Source organism: Rathayibacter sp. AC451, from assembly GCF_979253095.1.
The window spans coordinates 1,846,826-1,871,574 of record NZ_CEEDBD010000001.1 but is presented as its reverse complement, the minus strand read 5'-3'; the positions used below and the strand labels follow the sequence as shown (position 1 = coordinate 1,871,574).

The following is a 24,749-nucleotide window of genomic DNA, read 5'->3' as shown; positions in this document are numbered from 1 at the left end:
CTCCTGCGGTCGACATCCCTCAGCGGAAGTTGACGAACTGGAGGTCGAGATCGAGGTCCGCGCTCTTGAGCAGCGCCATCGTGGCCTGCAGGTCGTCGCGGCTCTTGGACGAGACGCGCAGCTCGTCGCCCTGGATCTGCGACTTGACGGACTTGGGGGCCTCGTCGCGGATCAGCTTGTTGATCTTCTTCGCGTGCTCCTGGTCGATGCCGTCCTTGAGCGTCGACTCGATCCGGTACTCCTTGCCCGAGGGGAAGGGCTCGCCGGAGTCGAGGCTCTTCAGGCTGATGCCGCGCTTGATCAGCTTCGACTGGAAGACGTCTAGGATCGCGTTCGCGCGCTCCTCCGTGTTGGCCTTGATCAGGATCTTCTCGCCGCTCCAGGCGATCGAGGCGCCCACGTTCTTGAAGTCGTAGCGCTGCTCGACCTCCTTGTGCGCCTGGTTGAGGGCGTTGTCCGCCTCCATCTTGTCGACCTTGCTGACGACGTCGAACGTTGAATCTGCCATGACTGCGAGTTTAGCTTCCGGGCGTCCCGGCCTCCCGGGCGGTGCGGGGCGTCCGCGGAGGCTGTGCTGGTACCACTGGAGGATGCGCCGTCTCCCCGTTCTGCTCCTGCTGCCGCTCGTCGGCGCGCTGCTCGCGGGCTGCAGCGCCGTCACCACCTCGACGATCGAGTACGAGGGAGGCGTCGTGACGGTCCCGCCGGCGGCTCCGGCACCCGCGTCGGTCGATCCCGCGCTGCTCGAGGACCCGGATGCGACGGCCGCGGCCCCCGTGCGCTTCCTGACCAGCCCGGAGTGGCTGACCGGCACCGCCGAGGGCAGTGGGATCCCGGAGCGCGCGCTGACCGCCTACGCGGGAGCCGCGCTGCTCACCTCCTCCGTCGATCCCGACTGCGGCCTCGACTGGGCGACCCTCGCCGGCATCGGCTACGTCGAGAGCAGGCACGGCACCATCTTCGGCAGCGCGCTCGGCGAGGACGGGCGCGCGGCCGAGCCGATCTACGGCCCGCGCCTGGACGGCACGGAGTTCGACCGGGTCGAGGACAACGACCGCGGGGCGCTGGACGGCGACCCGGAGGTCGACCGAGCGATGGGTCCGCTCCAGATCATCCCGGCGACCTGGATGCGCTGGGCCTCCAGCGGCTGGGATCCGCAGAACGTCGACCAGCAGGCGGTGACCGCCGCCCGCTACCTCTGCGAGGCCGGTGGCGACCTGTCGACGGAGTCGGGCTGGCGCGCGGCCATCGCGGCGTACAACCCCGCGACCAGCTACGCCGGCAAGGTGGCCGAGGCGGCGTCGCGCTACGCCGCGGCGGCCGAGTGACGCGTCCCCGCGCCGATTTCCGATCCGCCCGCCCCGCGGGTATCCTTTACCAGCGCCTTCGGTCGAGAGCACGACTCCCGGTCGGGTGCGCCACGGCGAGTTACCCTAGCGGCCAAAGGGATCTGACTGTAAATCAGACGGCGTAGCCTTCGGGGGTTCGAATCCCTCACTCGCCACACGCATCGCAGAACGCCCCGATCACCAGCAGGTGACCGGGGCGTTCCGCGTCCAGGGCCCCGTCTCCGGGGCCCGCGCTCTCAGCGCCGCAGGCGCAGCGTCACCAGCTGGAACGGCCGGAGCGACAGGGTCGCGCCGGATCCGGTGGCGGAGGAGACAGTCGCGTCGTCCTCGAGCGGGCGCTCCAGCAGGTCGGTCGCCACCACCGCCGAGACGGCGAAGTCGGCGGCCAGCTCGATCGTCGAGCGCAGGCCCAGCGCCTCGTAGAGCCGCACGATCACGTCGCCGCTGCCGTCCTCGGCGAGCTTGACCGCCTCCACGACGGCCGCGGGGGAGGAGAGTGAGACGAGCGGAGCGAGCTCCTCCTCCGCCGCCCCGTCGACGAGGCGCTCGGGGAGGTTGATCCGGTAGCCGGCGGTCACCGCGTCCTGCGTGGTGGCCCCGACGACGACGCCGACGCGCAGACGGTGCTGCCCGCGGTCCTGCTGCGGGTCCGGGAACACGGCCGAGCGCAGCAGCGAGAGCCGCGCCACCGTGGTGCTGCCGCCGCCGCGGCGTGGCTGCCGGGTGACGTCGTAGCCGTAGGTCGAGTCGTTCGTGATCGCGACCCCGTACGCCCCTTCGCCGACGCGGATCCAGCGGTGCGCGCTGGTCTCGTAGCGGGCCGCGTCCCAGGACGTGTTCGCGTGCGTCGGCCGCTCGATGTGCCCGAACTGGATCTCGGAGGCGAACCGGTCGGCGTGCACGTCGACCGGGAACGCGAGCTTGAGGAGCTTCTGGCTCTCCTGCCAGTCGATGTCGACCGTGAGCCCGAGCTCGGCCGAGCCGGGCTCGAGCGTGATCGTCTCGACGAGGCGCGAGGAGGAGAAGGAGCGCTCGACGATCACCGAGACCCCGTCCTCACCCAGGCGCACGCCGTCGGCGGCGACCAGGTCGGTGACGTGCCGTCGGTAGTGGTGGTCGATGTCCCAGGCGTCCCACTTGTTCGGGGTGTCGCGGTGCAGCTGGAACACGCCCGCGCGCTCGCCCGGGGGCACAGCGTCCCGGCCCGTCGCGAGGTCGACCAGCTCGGCCAGCAGGCCGTCGGAGTCGACGCGGACGCGGATCCGCTCGTTCTCGAGCACGAACCCGCCGTCCTGCTCCTGCACCCGGAGTCGCGAGGGCGCGACCGCGGAGGACGTCGCGCCGAGCGCGGCGACGCCGGCGCGTGCATGCGGAGCGGCGTTGACGCGCAGCGCGTGCTCGCCCGTCCCCGCCAGCGCTCGAAGGGCCTCGGCGATGACGGCCTCCAGTCGCACGGCGATCGCCGCGTAGTTGCGCTCGGCGTCCTGGTGCACCCAGGCGATGGAGGAGCCGGGGAGGATGTCGTGGAACTGCTGCAGCAGCACGAGCTGCCAGAGCTCCCGCAGCTCCGCGGCCGGGTACTCGGAACCGGTGCGCACGGTCGCGGTGCTCGCCCACAGCTCCGCCTCGCGGAGGAGGTGCTCGCTGCGGCGGTTGCCCTGCTTGGTGCGCAGCTGGCTCGTGTAGACGCCGCGGTGCGACTCCAGGTAGAGCTCGCCGCTCCAGACCTCGGGCTGCGGGTACTCGGCCTCGGCCGCTTCGAAGAACGCGCGGGGCGACGAGTGCTCGACGCGCGGCGAGCCCTCGAGGGAGGTCGTGCGCGCGATGGTCGCGACCATCTCGCGGGTCGGGCCGCCGCCACCGTCGCCGTAGCCGTAGGGGAGGAGGGAGGCGGTGCTGCGGCCGTGGTCGGCGAAGTTGCGCTCGGCGTGGGCGAGGTCGGACGCGACGAGGTCGGAGTTGTACTTGTCGACCGGCGGGAAGTGGGTGAAGATCCGCGTGCCGTCGATGCCCTCCCAGTCGAAGGTGTGGTGCGGCATCGTGTTGGTCTCGTTCCACGAGATCTTCTGCGTGAGGAACCAGCGGGCCCCCGCGGCGCGGGCGATCTGCGGCAGGGCGCCGGAGTAGCCGAAGGAGTCGGGCAGCCAGACCTCCTCGCACTCCACGCCGAACTCCTCGAGGAAGAACTGCTTGCCGGCGACGAACTGGCGGGCCATCGCCTCGCCGCCCGGCAGATTGGTGTCGGACTCGACCCACATCCCGCCGACCGGCACGAACTGACCGGCCGCTACCTTCTCGCGGATCCGCTCGAACAGCTCCGGGTAGTGCTCCTTCATCCAGGCGAACTGCTGCGCGGACGAGCAGGCGAAGACGAAGTCGGGGTGCTCGTCCATCAGGGCGATGACGTTCGAGAAGGTGCGCGCGCACTTGCGGATCGTCTCGCGCACGGGCCAGAGCCAGGCGGAGTCGATGTGCGCGTGCCCGACGGCGTGCAGTCGGTGGGCGCTGGGGACGGCCGGGCTCGCGAGCACGCCCTCGAGGGCGCGGCGGCCGGCCGCGGCGGTTCCGGAGACGTCGGACGGGTCGACCGCGTCGGTCACCGCCTCGAGTGCGACGAGCAGCTCGGCGCGGCGGGGTGAGCCGACCACCAGCTCGTCCAGCAGTCCGCGCAGCACGCGCACGTCCTGCAGCAGCTCCCAGACGTCGACGTCGAGCAGTGCGACGTCGACGCGGCGCAGGACGTACTGCGGAGCGTCGCCGGCCGTCGCGAGATCGCCCACGGTGGTCGGGCGGAAGCTCCAGTCGCTGCCGACGTCGGGGTTCGCCGCGGCCTCGATCAGCACGTCGACCCGACCGTCCGCGTCGACCGCTCCGGCCGCCGTGCTGTTGAACGGCGAGATCGCCTTCACGATCACGCCGTCGGGTCGCCAGACGAGCGCCTCGGACTGGAAGCCCGACTGACCGCCGTCGAAGCCGAGGTCCACGACCAGCTCCGCTCGCACGCCCTCGGGCAGCGCGCCGTCGACGAGCCACTCGGCGGGCACCGAGCCCGACACCTTGAGCCAGAGCGTCGACCAGGGTCGGCCCCAGGCGGTTCCGGCCGAGAACGGAGCGTACTCGGCCGAGGCGGCCTCGGCGAAGGGCACAGGTTCGCCGGGTACCTGCCAGGCGAGGAGGTCCAGCGGAGCGGTGGCGCGGTGGACGGCGGGGAGCAGGCGCTCGCGGACGAAGCGGTCGACGCGCTCTTCGACGAGCAGGCGGCGGTCGTGCATGAGGGGATTCCTTCCGGAGGGAGCGGTCGGCCGGGCGCGGGCTCAGCCCTTGACGGCGCCGGCCAGCGCCGAGGCGCCGCCGAGACCGCGCTGGACGAGCACGTAGAGCGCCAGGACCGGCAGCGAGTAGACGAGGGAGTAGGCGGCGAGCTGGCCGTAGGCGACCGCGCCGTTCGCGCCGAAGAAGTTGAAGATGCTGACCGCGGCCGGCTGCTTGCCGGGGCTGAGCAGCAGCACGAAGGGGACGAAGAAGTTCCCCCACGCCTGGACGAAGGTGAAGATGAAGACCACCGCGATCCCGGGGCGCATCAGCGGGATGACGATGCGCACGAGCGTGGTCATCGACGAGGCGCCGTCCATCCAGGCGGCCTCCTCGAGGCTGATCGGCACCGAGTCCATGAAGTTCTTCAGCATCCAGATCGCGATCGGCAGCGACGAGGCGGTGAGGAAGAACACGGTGCCCATCAGCGAGTCGATCAGGTTGAGCTGCACGAACAGGCTGTAGACCGGCACCATCATCGCGGTGATCGGGAGGCAGGTGCCGAAGAGGATCCCGTAGAGGAACGGCTTGGTGATCCGCATCCGGTAGCGCGAGAGCGGGTAGGCCGCGAGCAGTCCGAGCACGACCGTGAGCAGCGCGGCGCCGCCCGAGAGCAGCACGCTGTTGCCCAGCGGCCCGAAGGTCAGCTCCGGGGTGAGGACGCTGCGGAAGTTCTCGAGGGTGACGACCGTGGGCAGCCGGACCGAGAGGGTCGGAGTCGCGTCGATGGAGGCGAGCACCAGCCACAGCAGCGGCAGGGCGAAGCACGCGCCGATGATCAGCAGCACGGTGTTCGAGAGAGTGCGCATCACGCGGTGCGAGGGGGCGGACATCGAGATCGACATGGTCAGTCCACTTCCGAGCGCAGCGCGCGCACGTAGAACACGGAGAAGATGCCGCCGACGAGCAGCATGATGGTGGCGATCGCGGTGCCGAAGCCGATCTGGCCGAACTTGAACGCCTCCTGGTAGGCGAGTAGCGGCAGGGTCGTCGCCGAGGTGCCGGGTCCGCCGCCGGTCATGACGTACACGAGCGTGAAGACCGAGAGGGTCTGCAGAGTCGTGATCATGGCGTTCGTCGCGATGGTGCGGCGGATCATCGGGATGGTGACGAACAGCAGTCGCTTCACTCCGCTGGCGCCGTCCATCTCGGCCGCCTCGGTGATCTCCGGCGGCACGTCGGCGAGAGCGGCGGAGTAGACGAGCATCGAGAACGCGGTGCCGCGCCAGATGTTCGCCACGATCACCGTGACCATCGGGAACACGTAGAGCCAGCTCGGGCCGCTGATCCCGAGCAGGGCGAGGATCGAGTTGGCCGTGCCCTCGTCGCGGAAGAACGCGTAGGAGGCGAAGGCCGCCACGATCTCGGGCAGGACCCACGCGGTCACGACGATCGTGCCGACGATGCTGCGGACGATCGGCCCGGAGGCCCGCATCAGCAGGGCGAGACCCAGGCCCAGCACGTTCTGCCCGATCACGGCCGAGCCGAGCACGAACACGACCGTCAGGATCACGGCGTGGGGGAAGTCCGGGTCCTGGAACAGGGCGACGTAGTTGTCGAAGCCGACGAACGAGTCCGCCGCGGCGGTGCTCCCCGAGAGGGAGGAGTCGGTGAAGGATCCCCAGAACGAGACGAGGATCGGCCCGAGCAGGAAGATCGCGAGGATCACCGTGGCGGGGCCGAGAGGCAGGGTGCGCAGGAGCGAGCGGCGGCGGTGCAGGGCCGCCGACCTCGCCCCTTCGCCGGTCGGCGGCCGGGAGCGGGTGGGCTCCCGGCCGTCGACCGGTCGCGCGGGTGCGCGGAGGGAGGGGGTCACGCTACTCGGCTTCCGTCACGCCGTCGGCTCCGACGATGCCCTCGACGGCCTCGTCGTACGCGGCGGCGGCTTCGTCGACGCTCTGCTGCCCGGTCATCACGGACTCCATCGCGACGGTGATCGCGTTCGAGATCTGCCCGTAGTCCTCGGTCGCGGGGCGGAAGTGCGTGTTCGGCACGAGGCTCGAGAAGAACTCGAACGACGGGTTCGCGGCGGTGTACTCCGGGTCTTCGGCCACATCGGCGCGGACCGCGATCTGCGAGTTCGAGATCGCGTACGACTGGGAGTTGTCCTTGTTCAGCGCCGTGGTGAGGAAGTCGAAGGCGAGGTCGGGCGCCTTCGTGTTCGCGCCGATCGCGAGGGTCCAGCCGCCGGACATGCTGGTCGCGCCGGGGGCGTCGCCGAACTGGGTCGGCATCGGCGCCAGGGCGAGGGTCGAATCCCACTCGGGCCAGGGGCTGGAGCCGCCCTCGATCCAGGCACCGGACTGCCAGGAGCCGTCCAGGGCGATGGCGAGGGTGCTCGACGGCAGCCACTCCGCGGTCACGTTGGTGAAGATGTTGGGGTCGAGCGCCTGCTGCGGAGTCGGGCCGAGGCCGTCCTGGTAGACGTCGCCGATGAAGGAGAGGGAGTCGCGGAAGCCCTGGCTGCCCGTGATCCACTTCTTGGAGTCGGCGTCGTAGAGGGTGTCCTCGGTGCCGTAGAGCAGCATCTCGAGGCCCTGCATCGAGGCGGCCTCGCCGGCGGCCTTGCCGGAGTAGACGTTCAGCGGGATCACGTCGGGCAGCTCTGCCTTGATCGTCGCGGCGGTGTCGATCACGTCCTGCCAGGTCGCGGGCGCCCAGGGCGTCGCGATGCCGGCCTGCTCGAAGAGCTCGGTGTTGTACCAGAGGCCGCGGGTGTCGGTGCCGAGCGAGACCCCGTAGGTCTTGCCGTCCGGGCCGAGACCCGCCTGCTTGGCTCCGTCGGCGAACTGCGACCAGTCCTCCCACTCGGCGAGGCGGTCGTCCAGGGGCAGGAGGTAGCCGGCCGCGGCGTCGGACTGGATCTTGAAGGTGTCCTCGTACTGCACGTCGGGGGCGGTGGCCGCCGACTTGTTCATCAGCGCGAGCTTCGTGTAGTAGTCGGGGCCCTCGCCCTGGATCGGGACCAGCTCGATCGTGACGCCCTCGTGGGCGGCCTCGTACTGCTCCTTCGCATCCTCCATCAGCGTCTGCATCTGGGCGAAGGTGGCGGTGGTCTGGTAGGCCACCTTGATCGACTTCGGCTCCTCGCCTCCGGCGGAGGGAGTCGACGCCGAGCAGGCCGTGAGGCCCATCACGACGGTGAGTGCAGCGGCGGCGACCGCGACTCGACGGGACATGAAAGCTCCTTTGCTTCAGGGTCGCGACTGCGACCGGACGACCCCCGCCCCCGGGGGGAGGGGCGAGGGTCGGAGCGTCCGCGCACGCGGGTCGGCTCCGGGGGCCGAGCGAGTTGTCCCACCGGCCTCCGGGCTATTTATAAATCGTCTTGAATAACTCTGTCAAGAGCGATGGCCAGGTGCAGAGCCGGGCGATGATGACGATCAGGTCTCGATGAGGAGCGACGCCGTCGCGGGCGTCAGCGCGCGGTCGAGGACCACGCAGGCGGCGCCGATCGCCGCGATGTCCTCGCCCAGCCGGGAGCTGCGCAGCTGGACGCGATGGGTCAGCATCGAGGCCGGGTCCTCGGCGAGGGCGGTGGCGACGACAGGCAGGACGGCGCCGGCCGCCCGCTCCCAGAAGGGTCCGCCGAAGATCACGTGATCGAGATCGAGCAGCCCCGCGATGTTGAGCACGCCGCGGGCGATACGCTGCGCCGCGACGCGGACGATGGCGGCGGCGTCCTCGTCCTGGGCGTCGGCACGCTCGAGCAGGCGGCTGAACCCGGCGTCGACGGAGCTCGGATCGAGCACGTCGCGCGGAGGAGGCAGGATGCCGCGCTCGACGGCCTCCGCGACGAGCGCGCTCGGAGCGATGGAGTCGCCCAGGCAGCCGCGCCGCCCGCACCGGCACAGTGGCCCGTCCGGGTCCACGATCAGGTGGCCGATGTCGCCCGCATTGCTGCTGGCGCCGCGCACGATGGCGCCGTGCACGACCAGGCCCGCTCCGACTCCGGTGCCGTAGTAGAAGAGCAGGCCGTTCGCGCCCACGTCCTGGGTCGAGATCCAGGTCTCGGCCACCATCGCGGCCGTCACGTCCTTCTCGACGTGCACCGGGAGACCCGTCGAGGCCGACAGCGACTCTCCCAGCGGCACGTCGTGCCACTCCTCGAGCAGCGGCGGGTCGAAGATCCGGCCCTGCTCGGCGTCGAGCGGACCCGGGAAGGCGATGCCGACCCCCAGGACCCGCTCCCGATCCACGCCCGAGGTCTCGATGATGGCGGCGACCGAGGCGCTGAGGCGGGCGATGGTCTCCTCGGGGCGGATGCCGCGCGGGGTGCGCGTGCGGGCGTGGGCCACGGTGCGGCCTTCGAGGTCGAGCACCACGCAGGTGGTGACGGTGGGGTCGATGTGTAGCCCGATCGCGAAGCGCGCATCGGGTTCGAGCTGGAGGATCGTGCGCGGCTTGCCCGGGCCGGACCCGGATTTGCCGGCCTCCCGCACGAGTCCGTCCTGCAGGAGCCGCCGGGCGACGTTCGAGAGCGTCTGCGCCGAGAGCCCGGTCTGCGCGGCGAGCTCGATCCGGCTGATGCCGGCGGGCGCGCGGCGGATGAGCTCGAGGACGAGCGCCTGGTTGTAGCCGCCGAGCGCCGGGAGGTTCGTGCCCCGCTTCATCGCTGCTCGCGGGCCAGGAACCCGGCCAGCGACAGCGGCGGCCGCCCGGTGAGGCGCTCCACATCGTCCGAGACGTGCTCGAGCTGCCCCGCGGCGATCGCGGTGTACGTGCTCACCCAGGCGTCGACCTGCCAGTCGGGGGCGTTCCAGCGCTGCCGCGAGGCGTAGGCCTCCTCGAGCGTCTCGTCGACGAACACGGCGGGGCGGCCGGCGGCCGTCAGAGTGGCGGCCACCTCGTCGAGCGTCAGCGCCTCGGGCCCGGTGAGCTCGTAGCGCGCGTCGCGGTGCTCGTCGGGGGAGCGGAGGATCGCCGCGGCCGCGCGCGCCACGTCCTCGCGGGCGACGACCGCCGCGCGTCCCGTCCCCGCGGGCCCGCGGATCGCGCCGTCCTCGCCGAGCATGTCCGGCAGGAAATCGAGGTACAGCGCGTCGCGCAGGAAGGTCCAGCCCATGCCGGAGTCGCGGAGCGCGTCCTCCGTCGCGGCGTGGTCCCGCGCGAGGGTGAACACGGCGTCGTGCGCCGCTCCGGCGAACGAGGTGTAGACCACGTGCTCGACGCCCGCCTCCGCGGCGGCGGCGACGAGCGAGCGGTGCTCCGCCAGGCGGCGCTCGTTCTCGGACGCCGAGACCATCAGCAGCAGGCGGACGCCCACGAGCGAGGCGCCGGGCTCGGCGAAGGTCGAGCGCACCACCTGCGCCCCGGCGAGCTCCGGGGCGCGGGAGGGATCGCGGACCAGCAGTCGGAGGGGGAGGCCGGCGTCGGCGAGCTCGCGTGCGACGCGCCCGCCCACGGCTCCGGTGGCTCCAGTGATCGCGATCGGGATGCTCATGCCTCCATGATGGCGCGGTCCCTAGGCTGGGACCATGAGCGCCCACGCCTCCCTCCTCGCCATCGCCCGCTCGATCGCCGTCGAGGCGGCGCACCTGGCCCGCCAGCGGCGGGAGTACGGCGTCGAGATCGCCGCGTCGAAGTCGTCGCCCGAGGACGTCGTCACTGCCGCCGACCGAGAGGTCGAGCAGCTGATCCGGCGCCGTCTCGCCGAGGCGCGGCCCGACGACGGCTTCCTGGGGGAGGAGTCGGGCGGCGGAGACGGCACGAGCGGACTCACCTGGGTCGTCGATCCGATCGACGGCACGGTCAACTACCTCTACGGCATCCCCTCGTACGCGGTGAGCATCGCAGTGGTCGAGGGGGAGCCCGACCCGCGGACCTGGAGGGCGCTCGCCGGCGCCGTCGTGAACGGCGCGACCGGCGAGGTCTTCACGGCCGCCCTCGGCGAGGGCGCTCACCGCGACGGAGCGCCGCTGCGCGCCACCGCGCCCGCCTCGCTCTCGCTGGCGCTGGTCGGCACGGGCTTCGGCTACGACTCCGCGCGCCGGATGCGCCAGGGCGCGGTCGTGCAGGAGCTGCTCGGCGAGGTGCGCGACATCCGGCGCATCGGCTCCGCGGCGCTGGATCTCTGCTCCGTCGCCTCGGGGCAGCTGAACGCCTACTACGAGCGTGGACTGAACCCGTGGGACCAGGCGGCGGGCGTCCTGATCGCTCAGGAGGCCGGCGTGCGGGTCGCCGGCTTCGACGGCCGACCGGCGAGCTCCGACCTGCTGATCGCGGCTCCCGCCCCCTCTTCGACGAGCTGGAGCAGCTGCTGCGCCGACTGCGCGCCGACGAGGTGTGAGCGCTCTCTCGGGAGTGCTCAGGCGCAGGGTCGATGCATGCGTGCGAATGAGCGCGCAACGGAGCGATGCTGCGACCGGTGGATCACGCTCGGATCGTGCCTGGGCACCCGCCCCTCTGGTCGTATTCCGCAGTCCGTGGCATCCTTTATGAATTCGTGACATTCGCACAGGATGCGGTCACGGAGACCCGAGCAGTGCCCCGATCCCTGACGGAGCGCCCCTCGCCCGCCTGTCCCCGACGGAAGATCCCGATTTCGTGAGCCCCGATTCGCCCTCCCCCGCTGCGTCCGCATCGACCCTCGGCGAATCGCCCCTCCCCGGATCCACCCCGCCCCTGTCCCGGCGCGAGCTCCGCGAGCGCGAGCGCGCCGAGGCCCTCGCCGCCGAGGTCGCGGACGCGTCGGAGGCCCCGGCCCCGGTCGTGACCGACCTCCGCGAGGCCGAGCGCCGCGTCGCCGCCCTGCGCGCCGCCCCCGCTCCGGTCCCGGCTCCGCGCGTGACGCCGCTGCGCGCTCAGCGCCCCCGCGTCGGCGGCCTCGTCGCGATGTCGTTCGCGGCTGCGATCGTCGCCGCCACCTCGCTGCCCGCGACCTCGCTCCTCACCGCCGAGGACGTGCAGGCGCAGAACCTGACCGCGGCGATCGCCCCGGGCTCCTCCGTCCGCGAGGGCGCGCAGTCCTTCGTCGCCGGCGCGGTCGGCGCCGAGACCGTCGCCCGCGACTCCTTCGGAGTGCAGGAGCGCAAGACGCAGACGAACGTCGCCGCCATCGTGCGCACCTCCGACACCGGTTTCACGAACGACCAGAACGCGTCCATCCAGTGGCCCTTCGCGGTCGGCGTGCCGGTCGGCGACCGCTTCGGCTACCGCAACTGCGCGGGCTGCTCGGTCAACCACGGCGGCACCGACTTCAACCCCGGCAACGGCTCGCCGATCCAGGCGATCGCCGACGGAGTCGTGCGCACCGTCATCGACGGTGAGGGCTCGCTCGGCGTGCACGTCATCGTCGACCACGAGATCGACGGCGAGCTCGTCTCGAGCGTCTACGCGCACATGCAGCACGGCACCGCGGCCGTGAAGGAGGGCGACCCGGTGAAGGTCGGCCAGCTCCTCGGGCTCGTCGGCAGCACCGGCATGTCGACCGGCCCGCACCTGCACTTCGAGATCCGCATCGACGGCGTCACGAAGGTCGACTCGTACCTCTGGCTGAAGGCCAACGCCGGGCGCTGATCCGCCGGCACCTCACCCGCCGACCACGCCACCTGCCGACCGGAGCCGCGCGCTCGCCGCGGCCGAGGGGGTGCGCGATCCGCAGGGCTCGCGCCGTCTGCAGGGGCGCGTACGGTCTGCAGGGCTCCGTACCATCTGCAGGGGTTCGCGGAGAGGGAGCGCGATCCTCCGCAGGAGCGCCCCCACACGGCCTCGGATCTCCTGCGGATCGAACGAGTGCCTGCAGATCGAACGTGCGCCTGCGGATCGAACGAGTGCCTGCAGATCGAACGAGTGCCTGCGGATCGGACCGTCTCCCGCGGAGGCCGGGGGAGACGGCGAACCGGCCGGACGCCCGGCGACGCCCCTCGCGCCGCGTCAGCTCGTGCGGAGCCAGACCGTGCTGTCGCCCGGCAGCACGCGCTCTGCCAGGGCCTCCGACGCGAGCACGACCGCGCCCGCCGGCAGGTCCACCGGCTCCGCGCCCGTGTTCGCGATCACGGTGAGGCTCCCGGTGCGGAACGCGACGACCTCCTCAGGCCAGCCCTCGAGCCACTCGATCGTGCCCTCGCCGAGTCGCGAGGCGCGTCGCTCCGCGAGCAGGGCGCGGTAGAGCTCGTAGGTCGAGCCCTCCACTCCGCGCTGGGCGTCCCGGGCGAGGGGCGCCCAGTCGCCGGGCTGGGGGAGCCAGGAGTCGCCGCTCGGGCTGAATCCGTAGGCGGGAGCCTCCGCCTCCCACGGCAGCGGGACGCGGCAGCCGTCGCGGCCGTAGCGCTCGCCCTTCGTGCGGAACCACGTCGGGTCCTGGCGCGATTCGTCGGGCAGATCGATCGCCTCCGGGAGGCCGAGCTCCTCGCCCTGGTAGACGTAGGCCGAGCCGGGGAGCGCGAGCATGAGCGCCGTCGCGGCGCGGGCGCGGCGCAGGCCCAGCACGGGGTCGGGCAGTCCGGCGCTCTTCGGGCCGATGCCGTAGCCCTGGGGGTTGTCCGCGGTGAGCGCGAGGCGGCTCGCGTGGCGCACGACGTCGTGGTTCGAGAGGACCCACGTCGACGGAGCACCGACCGCGGCGAAGGCGGTCAGCGAGGAGTCGATGATGTCGCGCAGCGCGGGTCCGGCCCACGGCGTCTCGAGGTAGGCGAAGTTGAAGGCCTGGTGCATCTCGTCGGGGCGCACCCAGCGCGCGAGCTTCGGCAGCGGCTGCACCCACGCCTCGGCGCAGAGCACGCGGTCGGCCGGGTACTCCGCGAGCAGCTCGTGCCAGTCGCGGTAGATCTCGTGCACGCCGTCCTGCGCCCAGTAGGGGGCGGTCTCGGGGTCCGCGTCGTCGGCGGGCGCGACTCCGCCCATCGATCCGCTGTCGGCGGGGGGCGTGTAGTCGGGCAGGCCCTCGGCCTTGATCATGCCGTGGGCCACGTCGACCCGGAACCCGTCGACGCCGCGGTCGAGCCAGAAGCGCAGGACCTCGCGGAAGCGCTCGCGCACCCACTCGTTCGTCCAGTCGAAGTCGGGCTGCGTGGTGTCGAAGAGGTGGAGGTACCACTGGCCGGCGGTGCCGTCGGGCTCGGTCACCCGGGTCCAGGCGGGGCCGCCGAAGACCGATTCCCAGTTGTTCGGCGGCAGCTCGCCGGTCTCGCCGCGGCCGTCGCGGAACAGGTAGCGCGCGCGCTCGGCGCTGCCCGCCGGCGCAGCGAGCGCCTCCTGGAACCAGCGGTGGGCGCTGGAGGAGTGGTTGGGCACGAGGTCGACGATGATGCGGATGCCCAGCGCGTGCGCGCGGGCGAGCATCGCGTCGAAGTCGGCGAGGGTGCCGAAGAGCGGATCGACGTCGCAGTAGTCGGCCACGTCGTAGCCGGCGTCCTTCTGCGGCGAGGTCATGAAGGGGGAGAGCCAGATCGCGTCGACGCCCAGCTCGGCCAGGCTGTCGAGGCGGCCCGTGATGCCCGGGAGGTCGCCGATGCCGTCGCCGTCGGCGTCCGCGAAGGACCGCGGGTAGATCTGGTAGATGACGGCGGTGCGCCACCACTCCGCCCCGGGGGTGCTCGGAGAGTCGGTGGGGAACACGACCGACTCGTCCGCGGGCGCGCCGGAAACAGTAGATTCGAGGGGCATGCGGCCAGGATAGAGCACCCCCTCAGGGGCAGGCGGTGCACGACGTCGTAGGGTCGACGGGTGATGGACGAGACTCCCGACGAGGCCCGCGCCCGCCGCCGCAGGGCGCTGCTCTGGGTGGTGCCGCTGCTGGTGCTGCTGATCGGCGGCCTGCTCGCCGCGACGCTCGCCGTCGGCGGCTTCGCGGCGCGGACGATGACGGGGGCGCAGGGCGCCGCCGTGTCCGGAGCGGCTCTCCTGCGCTGAGCGGTCCTCGCCGGCTGCGGGAATCGACTCCGAACGGGGCTCTCGCCCGCTCCGGGAACCGTTCCGCGTCCACTCGAGCAGCCACGCGTCGGGGAGTCGGCCTCGGACGGGGTCCGCGCTCACTCCGAAGCCCGTTGCGCGTCCCCTCGTGCGGATGCCCGTGCGCGGGCCGACGCCGACCGGGCGCTCCCGACCGGACCCCGTTCCGCGTCCACTCGCGCAGCGCGACCGGTCTACGCCGTCGCGGCCGGTCCGTCCTCGTCCTCGGGCTGCGGGGCGCGCGAGGTGCCTGCCGCCTCCTCCGAGGTGTGCCCCGACTCCGGTCCCGTCGTCGTCCGGGCCTGCTCGTCGGCCCGCGAGACGGCCTCGGCGAGCTCGTCCGCCACGAGGTACCCCGTCGAGACGGCCTCGGCCCGGTACGCCGCGCGGCCCACCATGTGCGCCGAGACCGGCACGGTGAGCAGCTGGAACCCGATCACGAGGATGATCGTGCCGGCCGCGGCGAACCCCGGATTGCGGATCGCGACGGCCAGCATCACGCAGATGAGGCCGAGGACCTGCGGCTTGGTGCCCGCGTGCATCCGCGAGAGCAGGTCGTCGAACCGCATCAGGCCGACGGCGGCGATCAGCGACAGCGCCGCTCCGATGATCAGGAGCACGGCGGTGAGGATGTCGAGCACGGTGTCCACCTCAGTCCTCCTCGCGGTTGGCCATGAACTTGGCGACGCTGATCGAGCCGAAGACCGCGAAGAGCGCGAGCCCGAGGGCGACGGGCAGCGTGGTCGCGTGCTCGTTGACCGCCATGTCGGCGCCGAGGCCGCAGATGATCGTCGCGACGAGCACGTCGGCGGCGACCACGCGATCGAGCACGGAGGGGCCGATCAGGATGCGCACCAGCGCGAGCAGGCAGGCGATGCCGAAGAGGGGCACGAGGACCCAGACGAGCCAGTCGATCATCGCGTCGACCCCGCTGCCGCGTCGAGCGGCTCGCTCACCCGGGCGACGTCGTCCTTCGAGCCGATGGCCCGGACGATGCGCGCCTCGGTCCGCAGCACGGTGCGGCGCACCTCCTCGATGCGCTCGCCCTCGTCGTGGGTGACGCCGAGCACGTGCAGGTAGAGCACGTTCTGCTGCGGGTCGACGTCGATGACGAGCGAGCCGGGCACCAGCGAGACCGCCTCGGTGGTCCAGACGAGCATGCCCTCGGAGCGGCTGCGCAGGTGGACGGCGACGATCGCGTTGTGCACCGGGACGGGCAGGGTGAGGATCTGCCACGACACCCGCACGGAGGCGATCGCGATGTCGAGGGCGAGCCGCAGCAGGAAGAGCAGCACGAACCACGGGTTGATGCGGTTCGAGAACTCGACCGGCGGGAGGTAGAAGACCCGGGTGATCAGGAGGGCGATCAGGAAGCCCGAGGCGATCGAGAGCACCGAGACGTCGTCCCAGAGCAGCACCCAGATGCCGACGAGGGTCACGAACATCGCGACGCGGTTCCACACGTCGACGCGGCGGCGGGGGCTCATCGGGGGCCCTCCTCTCCGAAGGACGAGTCGCGGTACACGGTGGCGATGTAGGTCGACGGATCCGCGATGTCCCGCGCGGCGTGCGCGCTCGCGTCGTAGAGCGGACCGGCACCGAGGGTCAGCCCGACGCTCACGAGCACCATGCCGGCGGTCGCGAGGACCATCATCGGCGGCGAGTGCCGGGTGCGGACGGTGCCGGTGTCGTGCGGGTCCTCCTGCAGCTGGTCGATCAGCGGCGACTCGTAGCCGGGCACCTCCTCCTGCCGGCGCCAGAACGCCATGTTCCAGACGCGGGCCACCGCGTAGAGGGTGAGCAGCGAGGTGACGGCACCGGCGCCGATGACGGCCCAGATCAGCCAGGAGGGCTGGTCGACGGCCGACTCCGTGCCGGCCACGAACAGCCCGACCTTGCCGAGGAACCCGGTGAAGGGAGGGATGCCTCCGAGGTTCATCGCGGGGACGAAGTAGAGCAGGGCCAGCAGCGGCGAGGCCTTGAGCAGCCCGCCGAGCCGGAGGATCGACGTCGTCCCGCCCACGCGCTCGATCAGCCCCGTCGCGAGGAACAGGGTCGTCTGCACGGTGATGTGGTGGATGACGTAGAAGATCGTCGCGGCGTAGCCGGCCTCGGTCCCGATCGCGATGCCGAACACCATGTAGCCGATGTGCGAGACGAGCGTGAACGAGAGCATGCGCTTGATGTCGGCCTGCGCGACCGCGCCGAGGATCCCGACCACGAGCGTCAGCAGCGAGACCACGAGCAGCACCGCGCTGAGATCGTCTCCCGGGAAGAGCAGCGTCTCGGTGCGGATCAGCGCGTAGACGCCGACCTTGGTGAGCAGTCCCGCGAACACGGCGGTGACCGGAGCGGGCGCCGTCGGGTACGAGTCGGGGAGCCAGAACGACAGCGGGAACACGGCCGCCTTGATCCCGAAGCCCAGCAGCAGAACGACGTGCAGCACGAGCTGGACGTCGGCGGGGAGCTCGGCGATGCGTATCGAGAGCTGCGCCATGTTGACGGTGCCGGTCGCTCCGTAGAGGAGACTGATCGCCGAGAGGAAGAACACGCTCGAGACCAGGCTGACGACGACGTACGTCGTGCCCGCGCGGATGCGCGGCGCCGTGCCGCCGAGGGTGATCAGCACGTAGCTCGCGGCCAGCAGGATCTCGAAGCCGACGTAGAGGTTGAAGAGGTCCCCCGCGACGAACGCGTTGAGGATGCCCGCCGAGAGGATCAGGTAGGTCGGGTGGAAGATCGTGACCGGCGTCTCGCGGTTGCCGTCGACCAGGCCCTGGCCCACCGAGAACAGCAGGACGCCGAGCAGCGTGATCGACGTGATGACGAGCATCAGCGCGGCGAGCGGATCGACCACCAGCACGATGCCCCACGGCGGTTCCCAGCCGCCGACGTAGACGGCGCTGCCGCCGTCCTCGCCCGTGAGCACGAGCACCAGCAGCACGGAGGAGATCACCAGGACCGCCGACAGCGTGACGATGTTGACGAGGATCTGCGCCCTGCGGTGCCGGCCGAGGACGAGGGCGACCGCGGCTCCCAGCAGCGGCAGCGTGACGACGAGGGGGATCAGGACGTTCATCGATCCTCCTTCCTGTCGTCGCTCATCGAGCTCTCGCCGTGCCGGGCCGCCGTGCCCTCGTCGCTCGCCTCGAGCAGATCGTCGAGCGCCTTGTCGTCGGCGGTGGTCTGCGCCGAGATGCCCGCCGCATCGGCGCGCACCGAGGCGTCGGTCTCGTCGTCCTCCACCTGGTCGGCGTTGGCGAGGCGCCAGCGCCGGTAGATCATCGCGAGCAGGAACGCCGTGATGCCGAAGGTGATGACGATCGCGGTGAGGATCAGCGCCTGGGGGAGCGGATCGGCCATGCCCTCCGCGGTCTCCTCGTAGCCGCGCCCCTCGATCACGAACGGAGCGAAACCGGAGCGGCCCGCCATCAGCAGGATCAGGATGTTGGTCGCGTTGCCGATCAGGATGAAGCCGATCAGGATCCGCGTGAGGCTGCGCTCGAGCATCTGGTACACGCCGGCGGCGTACATCACGGCCATCACGGCGACGAGGACGAGGGTGGTGCTCATGCGTCGTCCCCCCGTCCCGGTCCGCCCACGACGGTGGAGCCGGTGGGGAGCTTCGTCTCGAGTCCGTCGACCGTGCCGGCGCCGGGGCCGGGGGTGCTGTCGGTCGAGTGGGTGACGCCGTCGCCCGATGGCGCGCCGTCCTCGGCCTCCTCGCCGTGGCGGTCGACCTCGCCGCCGAGGCTGCGGAGGATGTCGAGGGCGAGTCCGATCACGATGAGGTAGACCCCGATGTCGAAGAGGGTGGAGGTGCCCAGGTGCAGCTCGCCGAGCACCGGGAGGTACAGGTCGAGCCAGCTCGCCTCGAGCACCTGGAGGCCGAAGAAGAGGGAGGACACCGCGGTGCCGACGGCGAACAGGAGTCCGAGGCCGAGCACCTTCCCGGCGTCGATCGGAGCGGCCTCGCCGAGTTCGAAGCGACCGCCGGCGAGGTACCGGGCAACGAGCGCGAGGCCGGCGAGCAGGCCGCCCGCGAACCCTCCGCCCGGGGTGTTGTGGCCGGTGAAGAGCAGGTAGACCGAGACGATCATCGCGGGGTGGAACAGCAGGCGCACGAGCACCTCGAGCACGATCGAGCGGTTCTCGGGCCGGAGCGTGCGGCCGGCGACGAGCCAGGATCCGCGGTCGCCCTCGCCCGAGGCCTGCTCGGACTCGGAGGCGGGAGCGGTCAGGTCGCTCGCGCGCTCGCGGCGGTCTCCGGCGCCGGGCTGCTCGAGCCGCGGCGCTCCTCCGGCCCGGCTGGAGAGGAAGATCAGGCTCGCCACACCGGTCGCCACGACGACGAGCACCGAGATCTCGCCCATGGTGTCCCAGGCGCGGATGTCGACGAGCAGGACATTGACGATGTTGCGGCCCTTGCCCTCCTCGTAGGCGAGGCGCGGCAGGTCGACCGAGATCGGAGTCGCGGTGCGGGCGCCGAGGGCGATCGTCGCGACCACGGCCATGACAGCGCCGACCGAGATGCCGATGACCGCCCGCAGGCGCTTGCGCATCGGCTGGTGCTTCGCGGCGATCCGGGTCGGGAGCCGGCGGAGCACGAGCACGAAGACGACCAGCGTGACCGTCTCGATGAGCGCCTGCGTGAGGGCGAGATCGGGAGCGCCCTGGAGGGCGAAGAGCGCGACCATGCCGTAGCCCGTCGCTCCGGCGAGGAGCACCGCGGCGACGCGGTTGCGCGCGATCGCGCAGAGGATCGCGGCGAGGATCATCACCGCGGCGACGGCGAGCTGACCGGGGGTGTCCCAGAGGACGAGCTCGTCTGGCCAGGTGCGGTTGACCGCCGCGGCGCCGCCCGCCCCGAGGACGAAGACGGCGAAGATCACCGTGAGGTAGCGGGGGAGCGATCCGCGCTGGACGAACTCCGTCACCGTGCTGGCGACGCGGTCGAGCCAGCGCACCGTGGCCCAGTAGCCCTCGGCCGAGTCGATGCGGTTGGGCACCTTCGACTGGATCCGCGCGACCGTCACGCGCTTGGCGAAGAGGAGGAGGCCGATCGCGATCACCAGCGCGCTGAGACCGAGCGCCGGCTCGAAACCGTGCCAGAGCGCCAGGTGGTAGCCGCCGTGGTCGGAGGCCTCGGCCGCGGCGACGAGCTCCGGATCGCCGTCGGGAGCGCCGAACGGCAGGGTGTCGGCGTACACGGCGATGAGGGGGTCGAGGAGGTTCGCTCCGATGCCGAAGACGACGCTCGCGGCGGCGAGCAGCACCGGAGGAGCGGTGAAGGTCCACGCCTCGTCGTGCAGGTGCGTGTCCTCGAGCCCCTTCTTGCGGGCGAAGGCGCCCCAGAAGAAGCGGGCCGAGTAGGCCACGGTGAGGATCGAGCCGAGCACGAGTCCGATCAGGGCCACCCAGCCCCAGACCGAGCCCTGCTCGATCGCCGAGATCAGGCTCGTGAAGACGGCCTCCTTGGCGACGAACCCGAGCAGCGGGGGGATGCCCGCCATCGAGAGCACGCCGAGCAGCACGGTCCCCGCGAGGACGGGCGCCTGCCGCCCGAGTCCGCTGAGCTTGCGCAGGTCGCGGGTGCCGGCGCGGTGGTCGACGATGCCGACGGCGAGGAAGAGCAGCGCCTTGAACAGCGCGTGGCCGATCAGCAGCGTCAGCCCTGCGAGGGCGGCGTCGCGCGAGCCGAAGCCCACGGCGACGGTCAGGAAGCCGAGCTGGCTCACGGTGCCGTACGCGAGCACGAGCTTGAGGTCGTACTGGCGGAGCGAGCGCCAGCCGCCGACGAGCATGGTCCAGACGCCGACGCTGACGACGACGGGCAGCCAGACGGAGTCGTCGGCGAAGCCCGGCGCGAGGCGGGCGACGAGGTAGATGCCGGCCTTCACCATCGCCGCGGCGTGCAGGTAGGCGCTGACCGGGGTGGGCGCGGCCATGGCGGCCGGCAGCCAGAAGTGGAAGGGGACGAGCGCCGACTTCGAGAACGCCCCGAGGAGCACGAGCACGAGGGCGACCGAGACGATCGGGCCGGACGGTGCCGCCTCGACGATCTCCGCGAGGCTCGTGGTGCCCGCCTGGACGATCAGGATCACGATGCCGACCAGCATCGCCAGACCGCCGAGGGTCGTCACCAGCAGCGCCTGGAGTCCGGCACCGCGGCTCTCCTTGCGGCCGTTGTAGTGGCCGATCAGGAGGTAGGAGAGGACGCTCGTGGCCTCCCAGAAGACGAAGAGGATGATCACGTCGTCGGCGGTGACCAGCCCGTACATCACTCCGGCGAAGGCGAAGAGCAGGGCGGCGAAGCGCCCGAGCGACGGCTCGTCGCGGCGGAAGTAGCTCGCGCAGTACGCGAGGACGAGCGCGCCGACTCCGCTGACCACGAGGGCCAGCACGATCGAGAGCGCGTCGAGGCGGAACGAGAGCGCGATGTCCAGCGCGGGGATCCACGGCACGCTCTCGTGGATCTCACCGCCCGACAGGATCGTCGGCAGCGCGGCGGCCGTGGCGACGAACGTGCCGGCGGGCACGAGCGCCAGGGCGTAGAACGTCTTCGGACCGAAGCGGTCGACGATCCACGGCGTCACGACGGCCAGGGCGAACGAGATCACGAGGATGAGGAGCATCACATGTTCCTCTCAAGATCCATCCAGCACAGTCGTGAGTCGAGTTTATCGGAGGGGTGGGCGGCGGAACCTGAGTGCGGGAAGGCTTGACGCGCCCGTGCGGCGCCGTGAGGGCCTCCGGTCCGGCGCCGGCCTCCTCTAGCGTGGGCGCATGGCCCGCTCCCTCCTCCCCGACCAGCTCTGCCGGATCCGCGTGCACGACGTCGCCTCCGGCACGTCGACCACGGTCTTCGAGTCGAGCACCGTGCTCGTCGAGGCCCCCAACTGGTCGCCCGACGGCTCCTCCCTCGTGGTGAACGGCGACGGGCTGCTGTTCCGGCTGCCGCTCGAGGGCGCCGGCGCCGGTGCGCTTGTCCCGATCCCGCTCGTCGGCGTGCCCGAGGAGCTCAACAACGACCACGTGCTCGCTCCCGGCGGCGGTCTCGCGTACGTATCGGCGCGCGACGGGCACCTGTACGCGGTGGCGCTCGACGGCTCGGCGCCGGCGCGGCGGCTGACGGAGGAGGTCGACGGGCGCCGCTTCAAGCACTACCTCCACGGAGTCTCACCCGACGGCACGACTCTCGCCCTGATCGGCGGCGGCGAGGACGCCTCCGGCCGCTGGGTCACGAACGTGTACACGATGGCCGCCGAGGGCGGTCCGCTCACCGCGCTGACCGCGGACGAGCACCCCGACGACGGTGTCGACTTCGACGAGACGGGCGAGGTCCTGTACTTCAACTCCGAGCGCGGCGGTGGCGGGCGGGCCCAGCTGTTCCGGATGCGTCGCGACGGCTCCGGGCTCGAGCGCGTCGTCGAGTCCGACACCGTCGACTGGTTCCCGCACGTCTCGCCCGACGGCGCGCACCTGCTCTCGCTCGCGTACCCGGACGGCACCGCCGGGCACCCCGAGAACCTCCCGGTCGAGCTGCGCCTGCTCGATCTCGCGGGGCGGCCCGCAGGCTCGCTCGAGCCCGGTCGCGTCGTCGAGCGGCTCTTCGGCGGACAGGGCACGATCAACGTCGCCGGGTGGGCGCCGGACTCGTCCCGCTTCGCGTACGCGGACTACCCGCTGCTCGAGCACCTCTGAGCCGAGCGCGATCCGCTGAGCCCGAGTTCCTCGCGCGACCCGGTCGTCATGTCGGCTGAGTGCTTGCTCCACATAGCCCGGAGGGGGAGTGAGCGCCCCGCACCCAGCGGGTTGAATCGGAGGATGACGATCGACAGCGCCTCCACCGCCCGCGACTCCTCCACCCGCGCCCCCCTCGGCGCCTCCGGCATCGAGGTGTTCCCGCTCTCGCTCGGTGGGAACGTCTTCGGCTGGACCTCCGGACGCCAGACCTCGTTCGACGTCCTCGACGGCTACGTCGCCGCGGGCGGGAACTTCATCGACACGGCCGACTCCTACTCCGCATGGGTCCCCGGCAACAAGGGCGGCGAGTCCGAGACGATCATCGGCGAGTGGCTCAGCCGGCGCTCCGACCGCGACGACGTGGTCGTCGCCACGAAGGTCAGCCGCCACCCGGAGTTCCAGGGTCTCGCCCCCGACACCGTGCGCGCGGCGGCCGCGCCTCGCTCGCGCGTCTGCGCACCGACCACATCGACCTCTACTACGCGCACTTCGACGACGACGCCGTCTCGATCGAGGACATCGCGCGGGTCTTCTCCGAGCTGGTCGACGAGGGTCTCGTCCGCGCGATCGGCGTCTCGAACTTCAGCGCCGACCGCATCGCCCAGTGGATGCGCTTCGCCTCGGAGGAGGGACTGCACGCGCCGGTCGCGCTGCAGCCGCACTACAACCTCGTCGAGCGCGCCATCGAGGCCGACCTGCTGCCGCTCGCCCGCGAGCACGGCCTGGCCGTCGTGCCCTACTACGCCCTCGCGTCCGGGTTCCTGACCGGCAAGTACCGCGACGGCTCCACGCCCGACTCGCCCCGTGCCTCCGGAGCCGCGCAGTACCTCGACGCGCGCGGTCGCCGCGTGCTCGCGGCCCTCGACGCGGTGGCGGAGGCTCACGGTGCCGAGGTCGCGACCGTCGCGCTTGCGTGGCTCCGCTCGCAGCCCGGAGTCGTCGCCCCGATCGCGAGCGCGCGCGTGATGGAGCAGCTGCCCGCCCTGGTCGCCTCGGCGACCCTCGTGCTCGGCGACGACGAGCTCGCTTCCCTCGACGAGGCGAGCCGCTCCTAGCGGGGTAGGTCTCGATACGGCCCTGCAGGGGAGCCTTTGCTGATCGAGTAGCCCGCGCAGCGGGCGTATCGAGATCCCCGTTGTCTGGAGCGGTGGGTCTCGATACGCGCCTGCGGCGCTACTCGACCAGCAGGGAGTCCTTGCTGATCGAGTAGCCCGCGCATCGGGCGTATCGAGATCGCCGTCCCCTCGACCAGCAGGGGGCGCACCGCCCCACCCGCGGTCACCGCCGCTCCAGCGAGGTGCTATTGTCTAACGGTGCCAAATCGCGGGCACGCCCCGAGAGGGGCAGGTCCTCCGGGTCCGATGCCCGCAGGTGCGCCCCCTTAGCTCATTGGTAGAGCACTTCCTTGGTAAGGAAGAGGTAGTGGGTCCGATTCCCACAGGGGGCTCCGTTCCCGCAGGTCGAGCCTGCGAAGGACGCGCGGCGGGGTAGCTCAGGTGGTTAGAGCACACGGCTCATAATCGTGGTGTCGCGGGTTCAAGTCCCGCTCCCGCTACGTTCGGGAAGAACCCCGGCTCCTCGCGAGCCGGGGTTCTTCTGCGTTCCGGAGGCGGCGCGGGCCGCGGATCAGACCGCGCAGCCCGCGAAGAGCACGTCGTCCGAGGCGACCAGGTCCTCCAGCCGCAGCAGCCGGTCGAGGTCGTGACCGGCCGCGAGCGCGTTCGCACGCTCGGCCGCCGTCTGCGGCGCGAGCCGCCCCTCCATCACACCGCCCAGCGCGCGCACCGCGCACGCCGCGACGACGCCCTCGGGCGTCCCTCCGATGCCGAGCACCAGGTCGACCGCGCCCGCCGGGTCGGCCGCCTCGATCGCGACCGAGACGTCGCCCTCGCCGCGCAGCGACAGCGCCACTCCGGCGTCGCGCAGCTCGGCGATCAGCCCCGCGTGCCGCGGCTTGTCGAGCACCGCGACGACGAGCTCCTCCACCGGCTTGCCCAGTGCCTCCGCCAGCGCCCGCGCGTTCTCCCCGGGGGAGCGCTCGAGCGAGACGACTCCCGCGCCCGCCGCCGAGCAGACCAGCTTGTCCATGTAGAAGACGTCGCGCGGATCGAAGAGGGCGCCGCGCGGGGCGAGCGCGATCACGCAGACCGAGCCGGGCAGCCCCTCGGCGGTCAGCCGCGTGCCGTCGAGCGGATCGACGGCCACATCGCACGACGGCGAGGACCCCGACCGAGCCGCTCGCCGTTCGCGAGCATGGGGGCCTCGTCCTTCTCGCCCTCGCCGATGACGACCGTGCCGTCGAACGGAGCGTCCGCCAGCACCGCGCGCATCGCGGCGACCGCGGCCTCGTCGGCGGCGACCTTGTCGCCGCGACCGTGCCAGGCGCGAGCCGCCTCGGCCGCCGCGCGCACGCTGTCGGCGATCGCGTACCGCAGCTCCACGGAGTAGGCG

The 24,749-nt window shown here is 71.8% G+C and carries 19 protein-coding genes, 3 tRNA genes and 2 pseudogenes; 9 read left to right on the top strand and 15 right to left on the bottom strand.

Going from position 1 to position 24,749, the window contains the following annotated elements:
• Positions 1-19: 19 nt before the first annotated feature.
• Positions 20-508: a YajQ family cyclic di-GMP-binding protein gene (locus AC0CID_RS08965; protein ID WP_465226520.1), complete on the bottom strand. Its 489-nt coding sequence runs from the start codon at positions 506-508 to the stop codon at positions 20-22.
• Positions 509-590: 82 nt separating this feature from the next.
• On the opposite strand from AC0CID_RS08965, the gene AC0CID_RS08960 reads away from it, so the two are divergent.
• Together AC0CID_RS08960 and AC0CID_RS08955 are read left to right on the top strand one after the other, a co-directional pair.
• Complete coding sequence (locus AC0CID_RS08960; RefSeq protein WP_465226519.1) at positions 591-1,328, top strand: lysozyme family protein; 738 nt, start codon at positions 591-593, stop codon at positions 1,326-1,328.
• A 94-nt stretch (positions 1,329-1,422) separates the two neighbouring features.
• Positions 1,423-1,504 (top strand) — tRNA-Tyr (locus AC0CID_RS08955).
• An 81-nt stretch (positions 1,505-1,585) separates the two neighbouring features.
• Here the strand turns inward: AC0CID_RS08955 and AC0CID_RS08950 are convergent.
• The 6 genes from AC0CID_RS08950 to AC0CID_RS08925 form a co-directional block, all read right to left on the bottom strand.
• Complete coding sequence (locus AC0CID_RS08950) at positions 1,586-4,621, bottom strand: alpha-mannosidase (RefSeq protein WP_465226518.1); 3,036 nt, start codon at positions 4,619-4,621, stop codon at positions 1,586-1,588.
• 42 nt (positions 4,622-4,663) lie between these two features.
• Positions 4,664-5,506, bottom strand: coding sequence for a carbohydrate ABC transporter permease (locus tag AC0CID_RS08945; protein ID WP_465226517.1), 843 nt, complete (start codon positions 5,504-5,506; stop codon positions 4,664-4,666).
• A 2-nt stretch (positions 5,507-5,508) separates the two neighbouring features.
• Positions 5,509-6,477 (bottom strand): carbohydrate ABC transporter permease, encoded by a 969-nt coding sequence (locus AC0CID_RS08940; protein WP_465226516.1) that lies wholly within the window; start codon positions 6,475-6,477, stop codon positions 5,509-5,511.
• Between the two features lies 1 nt (position 6,478).
• On the bottom strand, positions 6,479-7,840 hold the full coding sequence (locus tag AC0CID_RS08935) for an extracellular solute-binding protein (RefSeq protein ID WP_465226515.1): 1,362 nt from the start codon (positions 7,838-7,840) through the stop codon (positions 6,479-6,481).
• Between the two features lie 204 nt (positions 7,841-8,044).
• Positions 8,045-9,274, bottom strand: coding sequence for an ROK family transcriptional regulator (locus tag AC0CID_RS08930; protein WP_465226514.1), 1,230 nt, complete (start codon positions 9,272-9,274; stop codon positions 8,045-8,047).
• Positions 9,271-10,104 (bottom strand): SDR family oxidoreductase, encoded by an 834-nt coding sequence (locus tag AC0CID_RS08925; RefSeq protein ID WP_465226513.1) that lies wholly within the window; start codon positions 10,102-10,104, stop codon positions 9,271-9,273. The genes AC0CID_RS08930 and AC0CID_RS08925 overlap by 4 nt, the downstream gene beginning before the upstream one ends.
• 34 nt (positions 10,105-10,138) lie before the next feature.
• Here AC0CID_RS08925 and AC0CID_RS08920 point away from each other — a divergent pair, with 34 nt between their 5' ends.
• A complete protein-coding gene (locus AC0CID_RS08920) occupies positions 10,139-11,110 on the top strand; it encodes an inositol monophosphatase family protein (RefSeq protein ID WP_465226512.1) in 972 nt (323 codons plus the stop codon).
• Between the two features lie 97 nt (positions 11,111-11,207).
• Entirely contained in the window at positions 11,208-12,179 is a 972-nt protein-coding gene (locus AC0CID_RS08915; protein WP_465226511.1) for a M23 family metallopeptidase, read from the top strand.
• Positions 12,180-12,536: 357 nt separating this feature from the next.
• Here AC0CID_RS08915 and AC0CID_RS08910 read toward each other — a convergent pair whose 3' ends face one another.
• Complete coding sequence (locus AC0CID_RS08910) at positions 12,537-14,267, bottom strand: glycoside hydrolase family 13 protein (RefSeq protein WP_465226510.1); 1,731 nt, start codon at positions 14,265-14,267, stop codon at positions 12,537-12,539.
• Positions 14,268-14,327: 60 nt separating this feature from the next.
• Here AC0CID_RS08910 and AC0CID_RS08905 point away from each other — a divergent pair, with 60 nt between their 5' ends.
• Positions 14,328-14,513 (top strand): hypothetical protein, encoded by a 186-nt coding sequence (locus tag AC0CID_RS08905; protein ID WP_465226509.1) that lies wholly within the window; start codon positions 14,328-14,330, stop codon positions 14,511-14,513.
• 233 nt (positions 14,514-14,746) lie between these two features.
• Here AC0CID_RS08905 and mnhG read toward each other — a convergent pair whose 3' ends face one another.
• Genes mnhG through AC0CID_RS08875 form a run of 6 tightly spaced genes read right to left on the bottom strand, consistent with a single transcriptional unit; the run spans position 14,747 to position 21,187 of the window.
• On the bottom strand, positions 14,747-15,202 hold the full coding sequence (gene mnhG / locus AC0CID_RS08900; protein WP_465226508.1) for a monovalent cation/H(+) antiporter subunit G: 456 nt from the start codon (positions 15,200-15,202) through the stop codon (positions 14,747-14,749).
• 1 nt (position 15,203) lies between these two features.
• Positions 15,204-15,470: an MrpF/PhaF family protein gene (locus tag AC0CID_RS08895; RefSeq protein WP_465226507.1), complete on the bottom strand. Its 267-nt coding sequence runs from the start codon at positions 15,468-15,470 to the stop codon at positions 15,204-15,206.
• Positions 15,467-16,039 carry a Na+/H+ antiporter subunit E gene (locus tag AC0CID_RS08890; protein ID WP_465226506.1) on the bottom strand — a complete coding sequence of 191 codons (573 nt, stop codon included), beginning with the start codon at positions 16,037-16,039 and terminating at the stop codon, positions 15,467-15,469. The genes AC0CID_RS08895 and AC0CID_RS08890 overlap by 4 nt, the downstream gene beginning before the upstream one ends.
• Positions 16,036-17,631: a Na+/H+ antiporter subunit D gene (locus tag AC0CID_RS08885; RefSeq protein ID WP_465226505.1), complete on the bottom strand. Its 1,596-nt coding sequence runs from the start codon at positions 17,629-17,631 to the stop codon at positions 16,036-16,038. Before AC0CID_RS08885 ends, AC0CID_RS08890 begins: the two co-directional genes overlap by 4 nt.
• Positions 17,628-18,125: a Na(+)/H(+) antiporter subunit C gene (locus AC0CID_RS08880; RefSeq protein WP_465226504.1), complete on the bottom strand. Its 498-nt coding sequence runs from the start codon at positions 18,123-18,125 to the stop codon at positions 17,628-17,630. The genes AC0CID_RS08885 and AC0CID_RS08880 overlap by 4 nt, the downstream gene beginning before the upstream one ends.
• Positions 18,122-21,187, bottom strand: coding sequence for a Na+/H+ antiporter subunit A (locus AC0CID_RS08875; protein ID WP_465226503.1), 3,066 nt, complete (start codon positions 21,185-21,187; stop codon positions 18,122-18,124). The genes AC0CID_RS08880 and AC0CID_RS08875 overlap by 4 nt, the downstream gene beginning before the upstream one ends.
• 151 nt (positions 21,188-21,338) lie before the next feature.
• Here AC0CID_RS08875 and AC0CID_RS08870 point away from each other — a divergent pair, with 151 nt between their 5' ends.
• The 4 genes and pseudogenes from AC0CID_RS08870 (at position 21,339) to AC0CID_RS08855 (ending at position 23,853) form a co-directional block, all read left to right on the top strand.
• A complete protein-coding gene (locus AC0CID_RS08870; protein ID WP_465226502.1) occupies positions 21,339-22,256 on the top strand; it encodes a TolB family protein in 918 nt (305 codons plus the stop codon).
• A 123-nt stretch (positions 22,257-22,379) separates the two neighbouring features.
• A pseudogene (locus AC0CID_RS08865) lies at positions 22,380-23,353 on the top strand (aldo/keto reductase).
• A 320-nt stretch (positions 23,354-23,673) separates the two neighbouring features.
• Positions 23,674-23,745: transfer RNA gene (locus tag AC0CID_RS08860), tRNA-Thr, on the top strand.
• A 34-nt stretch (positions 23,746-23,779) separates the two neighbouring features.
• Positions 23,780-23,853 (top strand) — tRNA-Met (locus AC0CID_RS08855).
• 71 nt (positions 23,854-23,924) lie between these two features.
• Here AC0CID_RS08855 and AC0CID_RS08850 read toward each other — a convergent pair.
• Positions 23,925-24,709, bottom strand: a pseudogene (locus tag AC0CID_RS08850) (fructose-bisphosphatase class II family protein).
• Between the last annotated feature and the right edge of the window lie 40 nt (positions 24,710-24,749).

Coding starts and splice junctions, on each gene's coding strand:
- AC0CID_RS08885 (WP_465226505.1), bottom strand. CDS start 17,631: ATGAACGTCCTGATCCCCCTCGTCGTCACGCTGCCGCTGCTGGGAGCC.
- AC0CID_RS08880 (WP_465226504.1), bottom strand. CDS start 18,125: ATGAGCACCACCCTCGTCCTCGTCGCCGTGATGGCCGTGATGTACGCC.
- AC0CID_RS08870 (WP_465226502.1), top strand. CDS start 21,339: ATGGCCCGCTCCCTCCTCCCCGACCAGCTCTGCCGGATCCGCGTGCAC.
- AC0CID_RS08890 (WP_465226506.1), bottom strand. CDS start 16,039: ATGAGCCCCCGCCGCCGCGTCGACGTGTGGAACCGCGTCGCGATGTTC.
- AC0CID_RS08930 (WP_465226514.1), bottom strand. CDS start 9,274: ATGAAGCGGGGCACGAACCTCCCGGCGCTCGGCGGCTACAACCAGGCG.
- AC0CID_RS08945 (WP_465226517.1), bottom strand. CDS start 5,506: ATGTCGATCTCGATGTCCGCCCCCTCGCACCGCGTGATGCGCACTCTC.
- AC0CID_RS08875 (WP_465226503.1), bottom strand. CDS start 21,187: ATGCTCCTCATCCTCGTGATCTCGTTCGCCCTGGCCGTCGTGACGCCG.
- AC0CID_RS08925 (WP_465226513.1), bottom strand. CDS start 10,104: ATGAGCATCCCGATCGCGATCACTGGAGCCACCGGAGCCGTGGGCGGG.
- AC0CID_RS08895 (WP_465226507.1), bottom strand. CDS start 15,470: ATGATCGACTGGCTCGTCTGGGTCCTCGTGCCCCTCTTCGGCATCGCC.
- AC0CID_RS08965 (WP_465226520.1), bottom strand. CDS start 508: ATGGCAGATTCAACGTTCGACGTCGTCAGCAAGGTCGACAAGATGGAG.
- AC0CID_RS08910 (WP_465226510.1), bottom strand. CDS start 14,267: ATGCCCCTCGAATCTACTGTTTCCGGCGCGCCCGCGGACGAGTCGGTC.
- AC0CID_RS08935 (WP_465226515.1), bottom strand. CDS start 7,840: ATGTCCCGTCGAGTCGCGGTCGCCGCCGCTGCACTCACCGTCGTGATG.
- AC0CID_RS08950 (WP_465226518.1), bottom strand. CDS start 4,621: ATGCACGACCGCCGCCTGCTCGTCGAAGAGCGCGTCGACCGCTTCGTC.
- AC0CID_RS08920 (WP_465226512.1), top strand. CDS start 10,139: ATGAGCGCCCACGCCTCCCTCCTCGCCATCGCCCGCTCGATCGCCGTC.
- AC0CID_RS08960 (WP_465226519.1), top strand. CDS start 591: ATGCGCCGTCTCCCCGTTCTGCTCCTGCTGCCGCTCGTCGGCGCGCTG.